16 protein-coding genes and 1 pseudogene are annotated in these 18,128 nt (G+C 74.2%); 9 read left to right on the top strand and 8 right to left on the bottom strand.

Annotated features, from left to right (window positions below):
- The first annotated feature begins 55 nt into the window (after nt 1–55).
- Together ACZ6MA_RS32010 and ACZ6MA_RS32005 are read left to right on the top strand one after the other, a co-directional pair.
- The gene (locus tag ACZ6MA_RS32010; RefSeq protein WP_130877060.1) at nt 56–250 is read left to right on the top strand and encodes a hypothetical protein; all 195 of its coding nucleotides are present in this window, start codon (nt 56–58) and stop codon (nt 248–250) included.
- A 40-nt stretch (nt 251–290) separates the two neighbouring features.
- Nucleotides 291–2,150, top strand: coding sequence for a hypothetical protein (locus ACZ6MA_RS32005; protein ID WP_469438199.1), 1,860 nt, complete (start codon nt 291–293; stop codon nt 2,148–2,150).
- Here the strand turns inward: ACZ6MA_RS32005 and ACZ6MA_RS32000 are convergent.
- Entirely contained in the window at nt 2,138–3,643 is a 1,506-nt protein-coding gene (locus ACZ6MA_RS32000; protein ID WP_469438197.1) for an SCO1417 family PLP biosynthesis transcription factor, read from the bottom strand. The two genes, ACZ6MA_RS32005 and ACZ6MA_RS32000, sit on opposite strands and share 13 nt — an antisense overlap.
- A gap of 168 nt (nt 3,644–3,811) precedes the next feature.
- On the opposite strand from ACZ6MA_RS32000, the gene yczE reads away from it, so the two are divergent.
- Together yczE and ACZ6MA_RS31990 are read left to right on the top strand one after the other, a co-directional pair.
- Nucleotides 3,812–4,474, top strand: a complete 663-nt coding sequence (gene yczE, locus ACZ6MA_RS31995) for a membrane protein YczE (protein ID WP_469438195.1) — start codon at nt 3,812–3,814, stop codon at nt 4,472–4,474.
- Between the two features lie 257 nt (nt 4,475–4,731).
- Nucleotides 4,732–5,106 (top strand): RNA polymerase-binding protein RbpA, encoded by a 375-nt coding sequence (locus ACZ6MA_RS31990; protein WP_087929069.1) that lies wholly within the window; start codon nt 4,732–4,734, stop codon nt 5,104–5,106.
- Nucleotides 5,107–5,315: 209 nt separating this feature from the next.
- On the opposite strand, the gene fxsA is transcribed toward ACZ6MA_RS31990, so the two are convergent.
- The 5 genes from fxsA to ACZ6MA_RS31965 all read right to left on the bottom strand — a co-directional run bounded on the left by fxsA (nt 5,316) and on the right by ACZ6MA_RS31965 (nt 11,335).
- The gene (fxsA, locus tag ACZ6MA_RS31985) at nt 5,316–5,891 is read right to left on the bottom strand and encodes an FxsA family membrane protein (protein ID WP_469438193.1); all 576 of its coding nucleotides are present in this window, start codon (nt 5,889–5,891) and stop codon (nt 5,316–5,318) included.
- A 168-nt stretch (nt 5,892–6,059) separates the two neighbouring features.
- Nucleotides 6,060–6,830 carry a polyprenol monophosphomannose synthase gene (locus ACZ6MA_RS31980; RefSeq protein WP_469438191.1) on the bottom strand — a complete coding sequence of 257 codons (771 nt, stop codon included), beginning with the start codon at nt 6,828–6,830 and terminating at the stop codon, nt 6,060–6,062.
- Nucleotides 6,827–8,656, bottom strand: a complete 1,830-nt coding sequence (lnt, locus tag ACZ6MA_RS31975; protein WP_469438190.1) for an apolipoprotein N-acyltransferase — start codon at nt 8,654–8,656, stop codon at nt 6,827–6,829. The genes ACZ6MA_RS31980 and lnt overlap by 4 nt, the downstream gene beginning before the upstream one ends.
- A gap of 497 nt (nt 8,657–9,153) precedes the next feature.
- Nucleotides 9,154–10,803: an amidohydrolase gene (locus tag ACZ6MA_RS31970; RefSeq protein ID WP_469438188.1), complete on the bottom strand. Its 1,650-nt coding sequence runs from the start codon at nt 10,801–10,803 to the stop codon at nt 9,154–9,156.
- A gap of 88 nt (nt 10,804–10,891) precedes the next feature.
- Nucleotides 10,892–11,335, bottom strand: a complete 444-nt coding sequence (locus tag ACZ6MA_RS31965) for an Lrp/AsnC family transcriptional regulator (RefSeq protein WP_469438186.1) — start codon at nt 11,333–11,335, stop codon at nt 10,892–10,894.
- A 198-nt stretch (nt 11,336–11,533) separates the two neighbouring features.
- Here ACZ6MA_RS31965 and ACZ6MA_RS31960 point away from each other — a divergent pair, with 198 nt between their 5' ends.
- Together ACZ6MA_RS31960 and ACZ6MA_RS31955 are read left to right on the top strand one after the other, a co-directional pair.
- Nucleotides 11,534–11,896 carry a hypothetical protein gene (locus ACZ6MA_RS31960; protein ID WP_469438184.1) on the top strand — a complete coding sequence of 121 codons (363 nt, stop codon included), beginning with the start codon at nt 11,534–11,536 and terminating at the stop codon, nt 11,894–11,896.
- 119 nt (nt 11,897–12,015) lie between these two features.
- A complete protein-coding gene (locus ACZ6MA_RS31955) occupies nt 12,016–13,197 on the top strand; it encodes a threonine synthase (RefSeq protein WP_469438182.1) in 1,182 nt (393 codons plus the stop codon).
- Nucleotides 13,198–13,219: 22 nt separating this feature from the next.
- Here the strand turns inward: ACZ6MA_RS31955 and ACZ6MA_RS31950 are convergent, their stop codons facing one another.
- Nucleotides 13,220–14,392 carry an acyl-CoA dehydrogenase family protein gene (locus ACZ6MA_RS31950; RefSeq protein ID WP_469438180.1) on the bottom strand — a complete coding sequence of 391 codons (1,173 nt, stop codon included), beginning with the start codon at nt 14,390–14,392 and terminating at the stop codon, nt 13,220–13,222.
- A gap of 365 nt (nt 14,393–14,757) precedes the next feature.
- Here ACZ6MA_RS31950 and ACZ6MA_RS31945 point away from each other — a divergent pair, with 365 nt between their 5' ends.
- The 3 genes and pseudogenes from ACZ6MA_RS31945 to ACZ6MA_RS31935 all read left to right on the top strand — a co-directional run bounded on the left by ACZ6MA_RS31945 (nt 14,758) and on the right by ACZ6MA_RS31935 (nt 17,323).
- The gene (locus ACZ6MA_RS31945) at nt 14,758–16,050 is read left to right on the top strand and encodes a glycoside hydrolase family 18 protein (RefSeq protein WP_469438178.1); all 1,293 of its coding nucleotides are present in this window, start codon (nt 14,758–14,760) and stop codon (nt 16,048–16,050) included.
- Nucleotides 16,051–16,204: 154 nt separating this feature from the next.
- Nucleotides 16,205–16,840, top strand: a pseudogene (gene dhaL, locus ACZ6MA_RS31940) (dihydroxyacetone kinase subunit DhaL); the annotation flags it as partial.
- A gap of 87 nt (nt 16,841–16,927) precedes the next feature.
- The gene (locus ACZ6MA_RS31935) at nt 16,928–17,323 is read left to right on the top strand and encodes a PTS-dependent dihydroxyacetone kinase phosphotransferase subunit DhaM (RefSeq protein WP_469438265.1); all 396 of its coding nucleotides are present in this window, start codon (nt 16,928–16,930) and stop codon (nt 17,321–17,323) included.
- 16 nt (nt 17,324–17,339) lie between these two features.
- Here ACZ6MA_RS31935 and ACZ6MA_RS31930 read toward each other — a convergent pair whose 3' ends face one another.
- Entirely contained in the window at nt 17,340–18,074 is a 735-nt protein-coding gene (locus ACZ6MA_RS31930; protein ID WP_469438176.1) for a PIG-L deacetylase family protein, read from the bottom strand.
- Between the last annotated feature and the right edge of the window lie 54 nt (nt 18,075–18,128).

Here is an 18,128-nt window from a genome sequence, read left to right as displayed (position 1 = left end):
TTCTGTGAGTCTGGAGGGACTCATGGTGACCGTCCCCCACCAACAGGAGAACCCCATGATCCTGACCATCTCCGGCGTCGTGCTCCTCGGTGTCGTCGTGTTCCTGTTCTTCCGGAAGGACGGCCTGAAGGCATCGCACGCGCTCGTCTGCTGTCTCTTCGGCTTCTACCTCGCGGGTACGGCGATCGCGCCCAGCATCAAGGCCGGCGGGGCGAGCCTCGCGAGCCTCCTGGGCGGGCTCAAGTTCTGACGCCTCCGCACCCCGCACGCACCGACAACAGGAGACCGACGTGGGCCGGCGTACGCTCCCCCGCTTTCTGTCCGAGAACCCGACGCTCACCCGGGCCCGGGAGTTCTCGCGCACCGTCGCCGACAACGCCGCCGATGTGCTCCACCCGCTGATCGTCCTCTCGCGGGGCCTGCGCTCCCTGGCCGCCTCCGGGCGGCGCCAGTGGGCGCAGACCCCGAAGGAACGGCGGGGGCCCACGGTGGTCCTGGTGGGCTCGTGCCTGTTCATCGTGGCACTCGTCCCGTACGGCCCGGCGCTCGCCACGATCGCGCTGATGGCGTCGGCCGCCTGGACGGGGCGCCGGAACGCGCCCCGGCCGGCGGCGGAGGTGGGCGAGGCGGACACCGGGCGGCTCCAGGCCCTGTACGAGGCCCTGGTGCCGTACTTCGCGGCGCCGGGCGACCCGGCGCCGCTCTACGCGCACGGGGGCAGCTGGAGCGCGGCGTTCGAGGGGCACGCCTTCGACGAAAGGGGGCGGCTGACCGGCCTCCGGCTGCGCTACCCCGCCTACTTCACCGACGGCGACGCCGAGTCCCGGACGCGCATCGAGCAGTTGCTGCACCTCAAGGCCGGCCGGGGCCGCGAGTACCGCTTCGACTGGGACGAGGCGGGCAACCGCCTGGCCCTGCACGCGCTGCCCGCGCTCGCGACCGACGTCTTCGCCCAACGGTTCGTCACCGCCCCCGGCGAGGCCGTGCTCGGCTTCACCGACGCCTCGGACGTCCAGCGGACCCTGCCGGTGACCGCGGGCGAGGAGACCCGGGACGCGCCGCCCGTCGTATGGCGCACCGGCCAGCGTTCCACCGAGCCGCACCTGCTGGCCCTCGGCCAGCCGTCGAGCGGCACCACCACGCTGCTGCGGTCGCTCACCCTGCAGGCCCTCCACCACGGCGACGTCGTGGTGGTCGACGGCAGCGGCGCGGGCGAGTACGCGTTCCTGCGCGGCCGGGACGGGGTGCTGGCCGTCGAGTCCTCCCTCGCGGGGGCCCTCGCGACCCTGGAGTGGGCCGCGCACGAGACCGAGCGCCGGCTGCTCACCGCCAACCACGCCCGCCAGCAGGGGCTGCCGGTGCCCGAGGACATCCGCCGCCCCCTGTGGGTCGTCGTCGACCGGCCCACGGTGCTGAGCCACCTCGCCCGGGGCGAGGGGCGCCGCGATCCGCAGGAGCTGCTGCAAGTGCCGCTGCGGCACGGCCGGGTCGGCAACGTCACCGTCGCGGTGGCCGAACAGCTCGACGGCTACGAGCAGCTCACCGAGCCGGTGCGGACCCACACCCGGGCCCGGCTGGTCCTCGGCGCCGTGACCCCCGAGCAGGTGCGCACCGCCCTCGGCGCGCCACCGCACACCACACCGGCGCGGGACGTCCCCGCGGGCCGCGGGTACGCCCGGCTGGGCTCGGGGCCGGTGCACCGGGTGCAGGTGCCCCACACCCCGAACCCGTACGACGAGGAGACGACCGAGGCGCAGCGCGAGGCGGTGCTGTCCCTGCTGCCCGAGGCTCCGCCCGCAGCGGGCGACATGGCGGACGCGTGGGCGTACCCCGATCCCGCCCTCACCCCCGTGGCCCCGCACGCGGCGCCCGGGCCCGACCCGGACTCGACGGAGGGCGGTGCGGGCACCGCGTGGGCGACCGCGGTCCCGGTCTCCGGCGGCACGCTGCAGCCCCCCTGGGCGGGCACCGACCCGGTATGGCTCAGTGTCGAATCGACCCAGGCCGGGCCGGCGCTGGCCTGGGCCGGTGCCGAACTGGCGGAGGCCGGCGAGAGCACGGGGCCCGGACCGGCCGGGCCGGGGAGCGGTGACCTGACCCGCGCCGGCGACCACGCCCCCGGCGCGGGTCCGGGGCTTCAGGCCACGTAGGTCCGCGGCGCCTCGACCGCGGCCGTCGCGCCGCTCGCCACCAGACGGGCGGCCTCGGCGAGCCGGGTCGCGGCCTCCTCGGCGACGGCCCCGGTGACGGTGAACGGAAGCCGCACGAAGCCCTCGAAGGCCCCGTCGACGCCGAAGCGCGGCCCGGAGGGCACCCGCACCCCGAGCCGCTCCCCCGCCTCGGCGATGCGCGATCCGGAGAGCCCGCCCGTGCGCACCCACAGGGTGAGCCCGCCCTGGGGGACGGTGAACTCCCAGTCGGGCAGATGACGGCCGAGGGAGTCGACGAGGGCGTCCCGGTTCTCCCGCGTCTGGGTGCGCCGTATGCCGATGGAGGCGTCCCAGCCCTCGGTGCTCAGCAGCCAGGTGACGGCGAGCTGTTCGAGCACGGGCGTACCGAGGTCGGCGTAGGCGCGGGCGGCGACGAGGCTGCGGATGACGTCCGGGGCGGCGCGCACCCAGCCGATCCGCAGCCCGGCCCAGAACGTCTTGCTGGCCGAACCGACGGTGATCACCGCGCTGCCCGCCGGGTCGAAGGCGCACACGGGCCGCGGCAGCGCGACGTCCGGTTCGAGACACAGGTCGGACATGGTCTCGTCGGCGATGAGGACGGTGCCGGCCGCCCGGGCGGCCTCGACGAGCTGCCGGCGTTGCTCCTCGGGGGCCAGCGCGCCCGTCGGGTTGTGGAAGTCGGCGATGACGTAGGCGAGCCGGGGCGCGGCGTCGCGCAGCACCTGGCGCCAGGCGGGCAGGTCCCAGCCGGCCAGCCGGTCGGCCATCGCGACGGGCACCAGCCGGGTGCCGGCCTCGCGCATGAGCTGCAGGACGTTGGCGTACGAGGGGGATTCCACGGCGACCCGCTCGCCGCGCCCGGCGAACAGCCGGCAGATGGCGGCGACGGCGCCCATGGCACCGGTCGTCACCATGATCTGCTCGGGCATGGTCGGGATGCCGCGGGCGGTGTAGCGGTCGGCGAGGGCCTGGCGCAGGGCGGGGAGCCCGGCGGGGTAGTCGCCGTGGGTGTGGGCGTAGGGCGGCAGCTCCTCCAGGGCGCCCTGGAAGGCGCGGGTGAGCCACGGTTCCGGGGCGGTGAGGGCGGCGCAGCCCAGGTCGATCACGGAACCGGCGGCCTCCGGCGGGAGGGGGTCGAGCCCTCGGGTGGGCAGCGGGTTGCCGGCGGGCACGGCGGTCCAGCTGCCGGCGCCGCGCCGGGATTCGAGGAAGCCCTCGCCGCGCAGGGCCTCATAGGCGGCGGCGACGGTGGTGCGGCTGACGGAGAGCGCCGCGGCCAGTTCCCGCTCGGCGGGCAGCCGGGCGGCCACCGGGACGCGTCCTTCGAGGACGAGCAGCCGGATGCCGTCCGCGAGGGAACGGTAGGCGGGCGAGCGGCGGCCGCCGATCGGGGTCACGGTGTCACGCGCGTGCTGCGAACCGAGGAGACGCGCCAATTGCGGCGCCCCCACCGAAGAGGTCCACTGACTCATCTCGTGCGGTCCACCTTTCGGGAATTGGCCATGGAGTTCATCCCGTACCAGTCCACAGACTGGCACGCGGCGGGCCACTCACACCACCGGCGGCCGCCGTCGGCAAGCTTTCGGTCACCGGATCCGGCCAGGTGCGGCCCGGTCCGGTGACGACTTCAGGAGGAACCATTGTCCGCGTCAGGGGGGTCGTCCCTCGCCCGCCGTCTGCTCCAGCTGTACGGCGGGCTGGTGCTGTACGGGGTGAGCGCGGGGCTGCAGCTGCGGGCGGGGCTCGGGCTGGCGCCGTGGGACGTCCTGAGCCAGGGTGTCGCGGGCCGTACGGGGCTGTCGATCGGGACGGCGGCCATCCTCATCGGGGCGCTCGTGCTGCTGCTGTGGGTGCCGCTGCGCCAGCGGCCCGGCCTGGGCACGGTCTCCAACGTGCTGGTGATCGGTCTGGCGCTGGACGCGACGCTGACCGTGGTGCCGGCTCCCGGGTCGCTGTGGGCGCGGATCCCGCTGCTGCTGCTCTCGATCGCGCTGTGCGCGGTGGCGACCGGGCTCTACCTCACCCCGCGCTTCGGTCCGGGGCCCCGGGACGGGCTGATGACCGGCCTGCACCGCAGGACCGGACGCTCGGTGCGACTGGTGCGTACCTGCATCGAGGTGGTCGTGCTGGCGACCGGCTTCGCCCTCGGCGGCTCGGTGGGCGCCGGGACGGTGCTGTACGCGGTGGCCATCGGGCCGCTGTCGCAGTTCTTCCTGCGTTTCTTCGCCCCGGCGGAGCGTTCGGCGGCCGTCGCGGTGGCCCCCGCGACGGTCACGGCTCGCGAAGTTCCGGACCTGGTTTAGGCCACGGACCGACGGGCCGGTAGTGTACGCCTTTGACCCACCGGACGGACCGTTACTGCGCGCTGAACCAGCAGAAACACAGGGTGACATCTGTTGTCAGATGTGACAAACCGGGCGTTGGTGGGTACAACAAGGGGCGGCACGACGGGCGACGCATGTCCCTCAACGGGGAATCTTCACCGCCGACCGGACGTTGACCGGATGACGACGACAGCGACACCTGTCCTGTGGGCGACCAAGCCCGGGAGGCACGATTCATGAGTGAGCGAGCTCTCCGCGGCACGCGACTCGTGGTTACCAGCTACGAGACCGACCGCGGCATCGATCTGGCCCCGCGCCAGGCGGTGGAGTACGCATGCCCGAACGGACATCGATTTGAGATGCCGTTCTCGGTAGAGGCGGAGATCCCGCCGGAGTGGGAGTGCAAGGCGTGTGGCGCCGTGGCACTCCTGGTAGACGGCGATGGTCCTGAGGAGAAGAAGGGCAAGCCAGCGCGTACGCACTGGGACATGCTCATGGAGCGGCGTACCCGCGAGGAGCTGGAGGAGGTGCTGGCCGAGAGGCTGGCCGTCCTGCGCTCCGGTGCCATGAACATCGCTGTGCATCCGCGGGACAACCGCAAGTCCGCCTGAGTTCCTTCGGGCGGCATAGGGATTGATCCATCGGATCCGTCAAGGGCCCGGGCCACTGCACTGAGCAGTGGCCCGGGCCCTTGTCCGTTCCGTGTGCGGGCCGGACAGACCGGCGACCGGGATCGCCACTACCGGCCCGTCCGGCGCTTGAGGACGCGCCCGCAGGGCGCCCACCGCCGCAGGCGGGAGGACGGGCCGGTGGCGGGACGCTACCGGGGAAGTCCAGGATCCCGCCGCGGAGCGGACCCGTCCTCCCGGATGACCTCGCCCTGGACGACCTTTCCGTCCGGCTGACGCATCCGGGCCTGCTGGAAGGCGTCACCGAGGGTGCCCGGGCCGAAGGCCGCCGCCCGGCGGTCCACGCCGCGCTCCAGGCGCTTGCGCAGCAGCGCGCGGGTCGGCGGGAAGAGGCACAGCAGACCGGCCGCGTCGGAGATCAGGCCCGGGACCATGAGCAGCAGCCCGCCCAGCATCGTCAGACCGTTTCCGCCCGACCCTCCGGCGGCCTCCGGGGCCTGTCCGGCCTCCGGGGTCCGGGGCGGCTGGAGGGACTGCGTCAGCCGCCGCCAGGCGCGGCGCCCGGCGCGCTTGATCACATATCCGCCGAGCAGCACTCCTCCGGCCAGCAGGGCGAAGACGGTGAGCCCGCCCGCCGCGTCGGCCACCATGGCCAGCAGCCAGATCTCCAGCACCGCCCAGACCGCCACGGCGAGGGGGATGAGCCTGCGGGCCCGGCCTCGCTTCGGCGGCCGGCCGTCCATCGTCTGCTGTGCTCCGAACGTCATGACTCAAGTGTGCCTGGGCCGCGCCGGTGCGGATGCCCTGGTGGGCGGCCCGTATCGGCCGCGCCACCGCCACGCGGCGAGGCGCCCGCGGGGAGCCCGCCGCCACGGGCGGCAGAAGACGGCCCGCGGCCGTGGATCCGCCGGACCGGCCCGGGCACCACCCCGCGACTATCGGCCGGGTCCCCGGCCCAGGGCCTTGCCGACCCGGGAGCCGACGCCCCAGGACGTGACCCGCCACAGGGCCTCCGCGACGATGTCGCGGCTCATCTTGCTGTCACCCAGTTCGCGCTCGACGAAGGTGATGGGGACCTCGACCACGTGGAAGCCGGCCTTGACGGCCCGCCAGGCCAGGTCGACCTGGAAGCAGTAGCCCTGGGAGGCGACCTCGTCGATGCCCAGACCCTCCAGGGTCTCCCGGCGGAAGGCGCGGAAACCGCCGGTGACGTCGCGGATCGGGACGTCGAGGAGGAGGCGGGAGTAGGTGGAGCCGCCGCGGGAGAGGAACTCGCGGGACTTCGGCCAGTTCACGACCCGGCCACCGGGCACCCAGCGGGAGCCGAGCACCAGGTCGGCGCCCTTGAGGGCGGTGAGCAGCCGGGGCAGCTCCTCGGGCTGGTGGGAGCCGTCGGCGTCCATTTCCACCAGGACGCCGTAGCCGTTGTCCAGGCCCCAGTGGAAGCCGGCCAGATAGGCGGCGCCCAGGCCTTCCTTGCCCTTGCGGTGCAGCACCTTGACGTGGTCGTCGTCGGCGGCCAGCTCGTCGGCGAGCTTGCCGGTGCCGTCGGGGCTGTTGTCGTCGGCGACGAGGATGTGCGCCTGTGGCACGGCCGACCGCACCCGGCCGACGATGAGCTTGATGTTCTCCGCCTCGTTGTAGGTCGGGATGATCACCAAGGTCGTGCCGAGCGGACCGTATCTCCGCTGACCACCGTCGTTCACTGCTGCCCCTTCTCGTCCGGACGTCCTCGACGGCCGATCATGATCGCGGCCGCGCAGGACAGAAGGCCCACCATAGCGAGCGCCCATTCGGGCGCCGCACCGGCGCGGTCCGCGACGGTGATCTCGTCCCGCAGCGGGATGGAGGTGCTGATCACATCGCGGGTGAACTCCGCGCTGCGGTGGAGCACCTCGCCGTCGGGGGCGACGACCGCGCTGATGCCGCTCGTCGCGGCGGTGACCACGGCCCGGCCGTGCTCGACGGCCCGCAGCCGGGACATGGCCAGCTGCTGCTCGGGCTGCCCGGTGCGGCCGTAGGTGGCGTTGTTGGTCTGGACGACGAGGGCGCGGGCACCGGCCGTGACGGTGTCGTGGACGATCTCGTCGTAGGCCACCTCGAAGCAGATGACGTCGCCGAGCCGGGCCGGGCCGAGGGCGAGGACCCCGGTGTGGTCGCCGGGGTAGAAGTCGCGGGGGACGCGCTGGAGGCGGCTGATGACCTTGCTCAGCTGCGACCGGAAGGGCACGTACTCGCCGAACGGCACCGGGTGCTGCTTGGTGTACGAGGCGCCGGGGCCCTTGACGGGGTCCCAGACGATGCCCTGGTTGTCGACGTAGCCGGGCTTGCCCGGGTGGTCGACGAGGGCGCCCACGAGGACCGGGGCGCCGACCGCCCGCACGGCCTCCTCGATCCGGTCGTAGGCCCGGGCGTACTGGAAGGGGTCGAGGTCGGAGGAGTTCTCCGGCCAGATGACCAGGTCGGGCTTCTTCACCCGGCCGGCCGTGATGTCCTTTGCCAGGGCGAGGGTGGCGTCCACGTGGTTGTCGAGGATCATCATCGGGCGGCCGAGGAAGTTCATCCCCGGGTTCTGGACGTTGCCCTGGACGATGGCGATGTCGACCGTGTCGACCGCCTTGGTGGGCACCGGCACCGCGTACCCGGCGAGGACGACGGCCGCGGCCAGCCCGGCGGCCTCGATGGCGGGCAGGGCGGCGCGTACGGCCCGTACGCGGTCGCCCGCGGCTCCCCGCAGGCGCCAGGCGGCGACCACCGCGCAGGCCAGCAGCCCTCCGGTGAGCGCCACGGCGAAGGTGACCAGTGGGGCGCCGCCGAGCGCGGCGAGCGGGGTGAAGGGGGAGGCGGTGTTGGCGAAGGCGAGCCGCCCCCACGGGAAGCCGCCGAACGGGGCCCGGTCGCGGGCCCACTCCTGTGCGACCCACAGACAGGCGCCCCACAGCGGCCAGGCGGGCAGCCGTGAGGTCACGGCCAGGCCGGCGCCGAGCAGGGCGATGAAGAGGGCCTCGATGACGGAGAGGCCGAACACGGCGTCGTAGCCGACCACGTGCAGCCAGCGGAGCAGGAAGAAGAAGAACGGCAGCGCGAAGGCGAAGCCCGTCCAGGCGCCCTGCCGGGCGGTGCGCCCCCGGGTCAGCAGGGCCAGGGCGGCGACGGCCACGAAGGACAGCGGCCACAGGTCGTACGGCGGGAACGACGCGGTGAGGGCCAGTCCGGCGACGGCGGCCAGGACGCTGCGCCGCGCCTCCCGGCGGGCCAGGCGGACGAGACGGGTGCGCCGCGTGGGGCCGCCGGGCGGGGTTGCCCGGTCATCGTCGGCGGGGCCCGTGCCCGGGTCCTCCCCTGCGTCGGGGGCGCCCGCCGCCACGGGCGGTGCGGGCGCCTTCGCCGCGTCGTCGGCGGTGTCGCGCTCCGGCCCGTCGGCGGCGTCGGGCCGCGCGGGCGGGCGCGGGGAGCGGGAAGTCGGCCCGCCCGGCCGGCCGGCGGTGTCGCCGCCGGCGGCGTCGGCGGTGGTTTCGGGACCCGGGGGCACGGTCGCGCCTTCCTGCTGCTGTCCGGTGGTGAAGCCCGACCGTACAACGCCCGCAGGGTCCACCGGCTCCCGGGTGCGGGCAGCGGGCCCTGCCGCCCTGGGCGAATGGGGGCCCGGCGTCCTTCGGGCCGGCCTGGGATCCGCTGGCTGCGAGTCGACCGAATGCCGTTGTCTACTGAACGTCCGGGCCCCACCCGGGTCGCACCTGCCGGCCCGGCCGAATCGTCCCTCGCCCCCGTGCGCTGGACCTGGCTCCCAGTGGCGGTGAGCGCTCCGGCTCACCGCCCATGGCCCAGCGGCGCTCGACGACTGTGTGGAGATTCACCGGTCGGACGTCCTGTGGTGGACTCCACCGAACCTACCCGCCGCCGCCCGCACCCTGTCAACACCCCCACGACCTGCGTGGCTGCCTCAAATCAGCAGGTCAGTACGGGGCGTGGGGCGGCGGAGGGGCGAACTCACGGCACGTCGTTCGGCCGTACGCGGCCCCTCGCGCGTCACTCGTTCGGACGCGTGAAGACGGTGTGCCCGCCGACCACCGTGCGCAGACAGACCGGGAGGGGGGCGCCGGGGGTGAGATCGGGCAGGCCGGGCGTGCCCGAACGGGGGTCGGTGGACCAGCTGGCGACCCGGTCGTCGGGTACCTGCACGACGAGTTCGCCGGTCCGCCAGACGGCGTAGTCGGCGGGCGCGCCCGGCACCAGGACACCCGCGTCGTCCCGGCCGACGGCCCGCCAGCCGCCCCGGGTGTGCGCGGTGAAGGCGGCCCGCACCGAGACGCGGTGCGCGGGGGTGCGGTGGAAGGCGGCGGCACGGACGGTGCCCCACGGGTCGAGGGGGGTGACGGGGCTGTCGGAGCCGAGGGCGAGCGGGACGCCGGCCCGCAGCAGGGCCGCGTAGGGGTTGAGGGTGCGGGCCCGCTCGACGCCCAGCCGTTCGGCGTACATGGCCTCGTCACCGCCCCAGGCGGCGTCGAAGGCCGGCTGGACGGAGGCGGTGAGGGCGAGTTCGGCGAAGGCGGCGATGTGCTCGGGGGTGAGCATCTCGGCGTGCTCGACGCGGTGCCGGGCGGCGCGGACGCGGGCGAGGCCCAGCTTGTCGGCGGCGGCCCGTACGCCCTCGACGACGGCGGTGAGCGCGGCGTCGCCGATGGCGTGGAAGCCGGCCTGGACGCCCGCCTCGGTGCAGGCGGTGACATGGGCGGCGATGGCGGCGGCGTCCAGGTGCGCGTCGCCGGTGTGGCCCGGGTGCGGGCCGTCGGCGTAGGGCTCGTGGAGGCACGCGGTGTGCGAGCCGAGGGAGCCGTCGACGAAGAGGTCACCGGCCGCGCCGAGCGCGCCGAGTTCACGGACGCGGCCCGCGTCGGCGGCCGTGGTGTACGCCTCGGCCCAGTAGCCGACGACGCGCGGGCCGGGGCGTTCGGCGGCCAGGCCCAGCAGCCCGGTGAGGTCGTCGGCACCGGAGATCAGCGGTCCGGCGCATTCGTGGAGTGAGCCGATGCCGAGCGAGGCGGCCCGCTCCAGCGCCGCGGTCTGCGCGGCGGCGCGCTGGGCGGGGGCGACGCTCGCGTACGCGGCGGTGCGCACGGCGTGGTGGGCGTCGCCGGTCAGCGGCCCGTCGGGGCTGCCGCCGGGCAGGCCGGCGGCGTGCGGGACGAGGTCGAGCAGGGCCGTGGTGACGACGGCGGAGTGGACGTCGGCCCGGGTGAGGTAGAGCGGCCGGCCGCCGGTGGCCTCGTCGAGTTCCCGGCGGGAGGGGGGCCGCCGTTCGGGCCAGCGGCTGGCGTCCCAGCCGTGGCCGAGCAGCACCCGGTCGGCGGGCCGGGCGGCGGCGTGGGCGCGGACGCGGTCCAGGGCCTCGGGGAGCGTACGGGCGTCGGTCAGGTCGAGTCCGGTGAGCGCGAGGCCGGTGGCGGTGGTGTGCACGTGGGCGTCGGTGAACGCGGGGGTGACGAGCGCGCCTTCGAGGTCGACGACCTCGTCCACGCCGTCGGCGAAGGAGTCCGCCGCGCCTTCGGAGCCGACCCAGGCGACATGGCCGCGCTCGACCACCATGGCCGTGGCGAAGGGGTCGGCGGGGCTGTGCACCTCGCCGCCGCGCAGCAGCACGGTACGGGGCTCGTCCTGAGGGGTGGGGCGCTCGCTCATGCAGCGAATCTTCCCCCAGCCCCGGCCCTGCCCGTAACCGGGGCCCCGCCCCGGGCCCGGTCCCCGGCCGCCGGGCGGGCCCGGTGGTTCAGCCCACCCGGGGCGGTCTGGCCTCGTACGGGGTCGACAGGACGATCGTCGTGCGCGTCGAGACCCCCGCCAGCGAGCGGATCCGGGCGAGCAGGTGCTCCAGCTCCAACGGCGTGGCGACGCGGACCTTGAGGATGTAGTTCTCGTCGCCGGCGACGCTGTGGCAGGCCTCGATCTCGGGGATCTCGGCGAGCCGGTCGGCGATGTCGTCGGGGGCGCTCGGGTCGAAGGGCGTCACCGAGATGAACGCGGTGAGCGGCAACCCGACGGCCTCGGGGTCGACCACCGCCACGTAGCCCCGGATGACGCCGCGCTGTTCGAGCCGGCGCACGCGCTGGTGCACCGCCGAGGTGGACAGGCCCGTGGCCTTCCCCAGGTCGGTGTAACTCATCCGCCCGTCCTTGACGAGCAGTTCCACGATTTCTCTGTCCAGCTCCTCCACGCGGGTCAACCTACTGGTTCGCGGGCGGCCCGGCACAGCCGAACGGGCGCATAGCCCCACAAGGCATGTGAGGAACGACACACCCATGCGCCCGTGTCCTGTGCCGGAACGGGCGGTTATCTGACCCTCCACCAGGGAAGTGCTTGCTGTGGCCGAGGCCGAGGTGCCTGGCCGGCCCATCCGAGGGGGAGAAGCACTATGCCCAGCCTGGAACGCCTCAATGACGGCGACGGCAGCCTGTACGAGATCTACGAGATGTTCCGGGTGACGTGCCCGGACTGCGCGCGGCCGATCGCGCTGCTCGCCGACGAGGACGTGCTCCCCGAGCACGCGCTGTGCCCGTCGCCGTGGAACCCCTTCGGGCTCACGGTCTGCCCCGGCACGGGCCGCGGCGTGGAGGAGGCGGCGCCCGCCGGCGATTCGCTGGAGACGCGGGAGTGCGACGCGGCCCTGCTGCTCAATCTGCCGGAGAGCCTGGACTGGCGGCGGCAGCCGTTCTCGCACATCGGCGGCCCCGGCTCCCGCCCGGTACGGATCCCGGAGATGCGCCGGCACCGCTGATCCCGCGGCGGCCCGGGCAGCGGGGGAACGGGGCTGCACGGGTTCGCTGTATGGGTCGCTAAGTCATTCTGACTGTTACCGTCGAAGGCTCGTCCGCCCTCTCTCCACGAGGAGTTCGCATGCCTTCGACGCCCCTGCACTGCCCCCGTTGCGCCACGGCGGCCGAGGACCTCTCGGGGTGCGGACCCTGCCGCGCGGAGGGCATCGGCGCGAACCCGGTACCGCCCCTGGCCGATCTGACCGGCCTGTCCCTGCCGGCGTACCCGGGTGGCCCCTGGGGCTGGCCCTCCGCCCTGCCCGTGACCGGGCCGCCGGTGACCCTCGGCGAGGGTGCCACGCCCCATGTGCCGCTCCGCTCGCGTCAGCCGGCCCACGGTGAGCTGTGGGTGAAGTACGAGGGCGCCAACCCGACCGGCTCACACAAGGACCGGGCGATGGCCGTGGGCGTCGCGGCCGCCGTCGCCGCCGGGGCCGACACCGTGGTCGCGGCCTCGTCCGGCAACGCGGGCGCGGCCGCCGCCGCGTACGCGGCGCGCGCCGGACTGCGGTGCGTGGTCTTCACCACGGACGAGGTGCCCGCGCCGCTGCGGGCGCAGATCGACGCGCTGGGCGCGTTCCGGGTGGTGCGCGAGGACGGCGCGGCGCGGAACGCGGCGATGCGGGAGGCCGTGGAGCGGTTCGGCTGGTATCCGCTGACCAGCTTCGCCTCGCCCGCCCCCGGTGGCAACGCCTACGCCAACGAGGGCTACAAGTCCGTCGCGTACGAGATCGCCCGGGACTTCGGGGACGAGGTCGCGGCGGTGGTGGTCCCCACCAGCCGCGCGGATCTGCTGTCCGGCGTCGAGCGCGGCTTCCGCGAGCTGTGCGCGGCCGGGCTGCTGACGCGCGCCCCCCGCCTGGTGGCGGCCGAGCCCGACGCGGCGGCGCCCTTCACCGCGGCACTGGCCCACAGCGCGACGGCGGAGCAGGAACGTACCTCCGTGCCCTACCGCCCCTCCCCCGCCTTCTCCCTCGGCGAGGAGCGGCCCACCTGGCAGGGGCTCGACGCGCTGCGCCGGTCCAACGGGTCGGCGGTGGCCGTCCCGACCGAGGTGTTCATGGCCGAGCACCGGGAGTTGGGCGCCCAGGGGCTGTTCCTGGAGCCGTCCTCGGCGGTGGGTGTCGCCGTGGCCCGCCGCTGGGTCCGTGAGCACGGCGGGCTGGTGATAGCGGTCGGCACCGCGACGGGCCTGAAGGCCACCGCGGGCATCCGCGGCGCGTCGACGGCGGCCCTCCCGGAGCTGTCGCGGCTGACGCGCTGACCCCTCCGGGCGGGCCCCGCGGTCAGCGCGACTCGGGGCCCGCGAGGTGGCGGGCGACGACCATGCGCTGGATCTGGTTGGTGCCTTCGACGATCTGCAGGACCTTCGCCTCGCGCATATAGCGTTCGACGGGGAAGTCCACGGTGTAGCCGTAGCCGCCGAGCAGCTGGACGGCGTCGGTGGTGACCTTCATCGCGGTGTCGGTGCAGAAGAGCTTGGCCATGGCGGCCTGCTTGGAGAACGGCAGGCCGGCGTCCCGCAGCCGGGCCGCGGTGAGGTAGAGGGAGCGGCCCGCCTCGATCTGGGTGGCCATGTCCGCGAGCATGAAGCGCAGCCCCTGGAAGTCGGCGAGCGGGCGGCCGAACTGCCGCCGCTCCGCGACGTAGGACAGGGACTCGTCCAGCGCGGCCTGGGCCACACCGATCGCGCAGGCGGCGATGCCGAGACGGCCGGAGTCGAGGGCGGACAGGGCGATGGCGAAGCCCTGGCCCTCCTCGCCGATACGGCGGGCGTCGGCGACCTGGACCCCGTCGAAGTGCAGTTGGGCGGTCGGCGAGCCCTTCATCCCCATCTTGCGCTCGGGGGCGGCGGCGGTGAGGCCGGGGGCGTCGCCGGGGACGAGGAAGGCGGTGATCCCGTGGGCGCCCTCGCCGCCGGTCCGCGCCAGGACGGTGTAGAAGTCCGCGACGCCACCGTGGGTGATCCACGCCTTGGTGCCCTCGATGGTCCAGGTGTCGCCGTGGCGTGTGGCGCGGGTGCGCAGGGAGGCGGCGTCGGAGCCCGAGGCGGGCTCGGAGAGGCAGTACGCGCCGAGCAGGCCGCCGCCGAGCATGGCGGGCAGGTGCTCGGTCCGCTGCTCCTTGGTGCCGTAACCGGCGAGCGCGTGGCAGGCGAGGGTGTGGACGCTGACGCCAAGCCCCACCGTCAGCCGGGCCGCGGCCAGCTCCTCCAGCACCTGGAGGTAGACCTCGTACGGCTGGTCGCCGCCGCCGAACTCCTCGGCGTAGGGCAGGGCGAGCAGTCCGGACGCGGAGAGCAGGGCGAAGACCTCGCGGGGGAAGTGCCCGGCGTCCTCCTCGCCCGACGCGTTCGGCTCGATCTCCCGCTGGACCATCTCGCGGACGAGCGAGATCAGGTCGCGGGCCTCCTCGGTGGGCAGCTGACGCTCCACCGGCTGCGGGCCGTGGTCGGTCATGGCGCGGCTCTCCTCCCTGTCGGGCGCTGCGGCGGCGGGCGCGCAAGGGTGTGGCGCCGCCGTCGGGGATGCCTCAGTCGATGATCCCCTGCCGGGTCTCGGTCCGGGATGACCTGCGGCTGTGGCGGATTGGAGTATGCCCGATCGGCTGCCTCCCGTCACGGGTCTGTCGATCATGAGGACTTCGGGGCCCGGATCGGCCCCGGTTTGGTCCGGGCCGATGCGGGTCGCTGCCGGGGTTGGTCCAAACCATTGACCACACTGGTCTAGTCCTTCTACCGTTTCCCCACTGTTCAACGCGTCCATGTCAAACCATGGGCGCAGGTCACGCACCCCCCGCTCTCCCCACCCCACCGAGGAGAACCATGCCCAGACCGCTCGGACACCACCCCCTCCGCCGGCCCCGCACCCTGGTCGCGGCCTTCGCCGCGGGCACCGCGATGCTCGCCACCACCCTCTTCGCGGGCACCGCCGTCGCCGGCACAGCGGGCGCAGTCACCACGGCGCCGCCGGCACGGGCCGCCGCCGGACCCGCCGACGACGACACCACGGCCGGTTCCAAGGTCGTCGGATACTTCACCAACTGGGGTGTCTACGGCCGCAATTACCACGTCAAGAACATCGAGACCTCCGGCTCCGCGGCCAAGCTCACCCACATCAACTACGCCTTCGGCAACGTCACCGGCGGCAAGTGCGCCATCGGTGACGCCTACGCCGACTACGACAAGGCCTACGACGCGGCCGGCAGCGTCGACGGCAAGGCCGACACCTGGGACAACGGCGCCCTGCGCGGCAACTTCAACCAGCTGCGCAAGCTCAAGAAACTGCACCCGAACCTGAAGGTGATCTGGTCCTTCGGCGGCTGGACCTGGTCGGGCGGCTTCGGCGAGGCCGCGAAAAACCCGGCCGCGTTCGCCGAGTCCTGTTACAAGCTCGTGGAGGACCCGCGCTGGGCCGATGTCTTCGACGGCATCGACATCGACTGGGAGTACCCGAACGCCTGCGGCCTGACCTGCGACACCAGCGGCCGGGACGCCTTCCGCGACGTGATGGCCGCACTGCGTGCGAAGTTCGGCCAGAAGAACCTGCTCACCGCCGCCATCACGGCCGACGGCAGCGACGGCGGCAAGATAGACGCCGCGAACTACGCGGGCGCGGCGCGCTACGTCGACTGGTACAACCCGATGACGTACGACTTCTTCGGCGCCTGGGACGCCAAGGGCCCCACCGCCCCGCACTCGCCGCTGACCTCGTACAACGGCATCCCCAAGGCCGGGTTCCACACCGACGCCGCAATCCAGAAGCTCAAGGGCCTCGGCGTCCCGTCCTCGAAGCTCCTGCTGGGCATCGGCTTCTACGGCCGCGGCTGGACCGGCGTCACCCAGTCCGCCCCCGGCGGCACGGCCACGGGCCCGGCGGCGGGCACGTACGAACAGGGCATCGACGACTACCGGGTCCTCAAGTCCAAGTGCCCCGCGAACGGCACGGTCGCCGGCACGGCCTACGCCAAATGCGGCAACGAATGGTGGAGCTACGACACTCCCTCGACGATCGCCGGAAAGATGAACTACAAGCAACAGCAGGGCCTGGGCGGCACGTTCTTCTGGGAGCTGAGCGGCGACACGGCCAATGGTGAGCTGATCAAGGCCATCAAGTAGGACTGTCCTCCATCACCGGACGGGCTGGTTGGCCAAGGGCTCACCCAAACCAAGCCCGTCCGGCGTTCGAGGACGCGCGCCCGCAGGGCGCCTACGCTGGGACGGCCCGCACCCGGTGGGGCAACGGCCCACAGCGACGAGGAGCAGCCCGCCCATGACCGTCACGCTCGACACGGACTTCTTCCGCCGCTTCCTGGACCGCACCACACGGGTCGTCGTCGCGCGGGCCGCGTATCTGACCGAACTCGACGCCGCCATCGGTGACGCCGACCACGGCGCCAACCTCAAGCGCGGCTTCACCTCGGCCGCCGAGGTCACGGCCGCCGAGCCGCGGGCCACGCCCGGAGCGCTGCTGACCGCCGTGGGCGCCCATCTGACCAATACCGTCGGCGGCGCTTCGGGCCCGCTGTTCGGCACCGTGCTGCGCCGCATGGGCAAGCTGCTGGGCGAGGACGCCGTGGTCGCCCCCGAGACGCTGGGGCGGGCGCTGGCCGCCGCCGTCGCGAGCGTGCGACGGCTCGGTGACTCCGCCCCCGGCGACAAGACCATGGTCGACGCCCTGCAACCGGCCGCCGACGCCTACGCCGAGGCCCTGGCGGGCGGGGACGTGGTAGCCGCGCTGGACGCGGCGGCACGGGCCGCCCGGGAAGGGGCGGCGGCGACGGTGCCGCTGCGGGCCCGGCGGGGGCGCGCCAGTTACCTGGGCGAACGCAGCGTCGGGCACCAGGACCCGGGCGCCACGTCCTCCGCGATGCTGATCACCGCCCTGTTCGAGGCGACGGACCCGGCGTTGTGCGAGGCGGCGCCGGAGGGGAGCGCGGAGGAGGACGCGGCACCGCGCGAGGAGGCGGCGCGGCGGCCGGCCGGCCGCGTCGGCGTGGTGCTGGTCTCGCACAGTCGCGAGGTGGCCGCCTCGACGGCGGCGCTCGCCGAGGCCCTGGTCGGTACGGGCGACCCGGCCCCGGTCGCGGCCGCCGGCGGGCTGCCCGACGGGGGCGTGGGCACCAGCGCGGAGCTGGTCCGCCGGGCGGTGCGGGACGTCGACCGGGGCGGCGGCGTAGTGGTGCTGTGCGACATGGGCAGCGCGGTCCTCACCGTCAAGGCACTCCTCGCCGACCGGGAGGGCGGCCTGCCCGCCGGGGCCGACGTACGCATCGCGGACGCGCCCTTCGTCGAGGGCGCGGTGACCGCCCTGGTGACGGCGTCGGCGGGCGGCGACCTGGCCGCGGTCCTCGCGGCGACGGACGACGCCCGCGCCTACCGCAAGCTCTGAGCCGACGGCCGGGGGTTCACCGCCGGAACAGCTCGAACGCCACCCCCGGCCGTCCCCCGAACCGCTCGGCGACGGCCGCCATGTTGCCCTCCAGGAAGGTGCGGCAGTACGTCTCCGGGTCCTCCTTGGTCAGGGCCTCGATGTAGGTGCGGTGGGCGAGCAGGGACTGCACGGCCCGCTCGAAACCGTCGCTCGCGTCGACGGCGTGGGTCGCGTGCGGGGAGCCGGCGACCGCGACGTAGCGGACGCCGTCCCAGGGCAGCAGTCCGTCCTCGACGAGTTCGGGGAAGATCCAGCGGTTGCCTGCGTCGGCGACGGCGTCCAGGGCGGCCCGGCCGACGGCCCGGTGGTCGGGGGTGTTCCAGAAGGCGCCGCCCGCCCAGGTGTCGTGGTGGTTGAGGGTGAGGACGAGTTCGGGGCGGTGGCGGCGGATGGCGGCGGCGAAGTCACGGCGCAGCCCCGTCCCGTACTCGATGACGCCGTCGCGGTGGCCGAGGAACTCCACGGTCGTCACGCCGACGGCCGCGGCGCTGGCCCACTGCTCGCGCTCGCGCAGCGGTCCGGCCTCGGCCGGGGGCATGGTGTCGATGCCCGCCTCGCCGACGCTGGCCAGCAGATAGACGCAAGTGCGGTCGCCGTCGAGCCAGGTGGCGACGGCGGCGGAGGCCCCGTATTCGAGGTCGTCGGGGTGGGCGACGATGGCGAGGGCGCGGCGCCAGTCGGTGGGCATCTCGGCGAATTGGTTCGTCATCCCGGTCTCCTGAAGTCGGCGGGCTGCGGCGGCTCCCGGGGGCCGCGTCGCGCG

The organism is Streptomyces sp. NPDC042259 (genome assembly GCF_055582085.1).
This window is presented reverse-complemented; position numbering and strand designations above follow the sequence as displayed.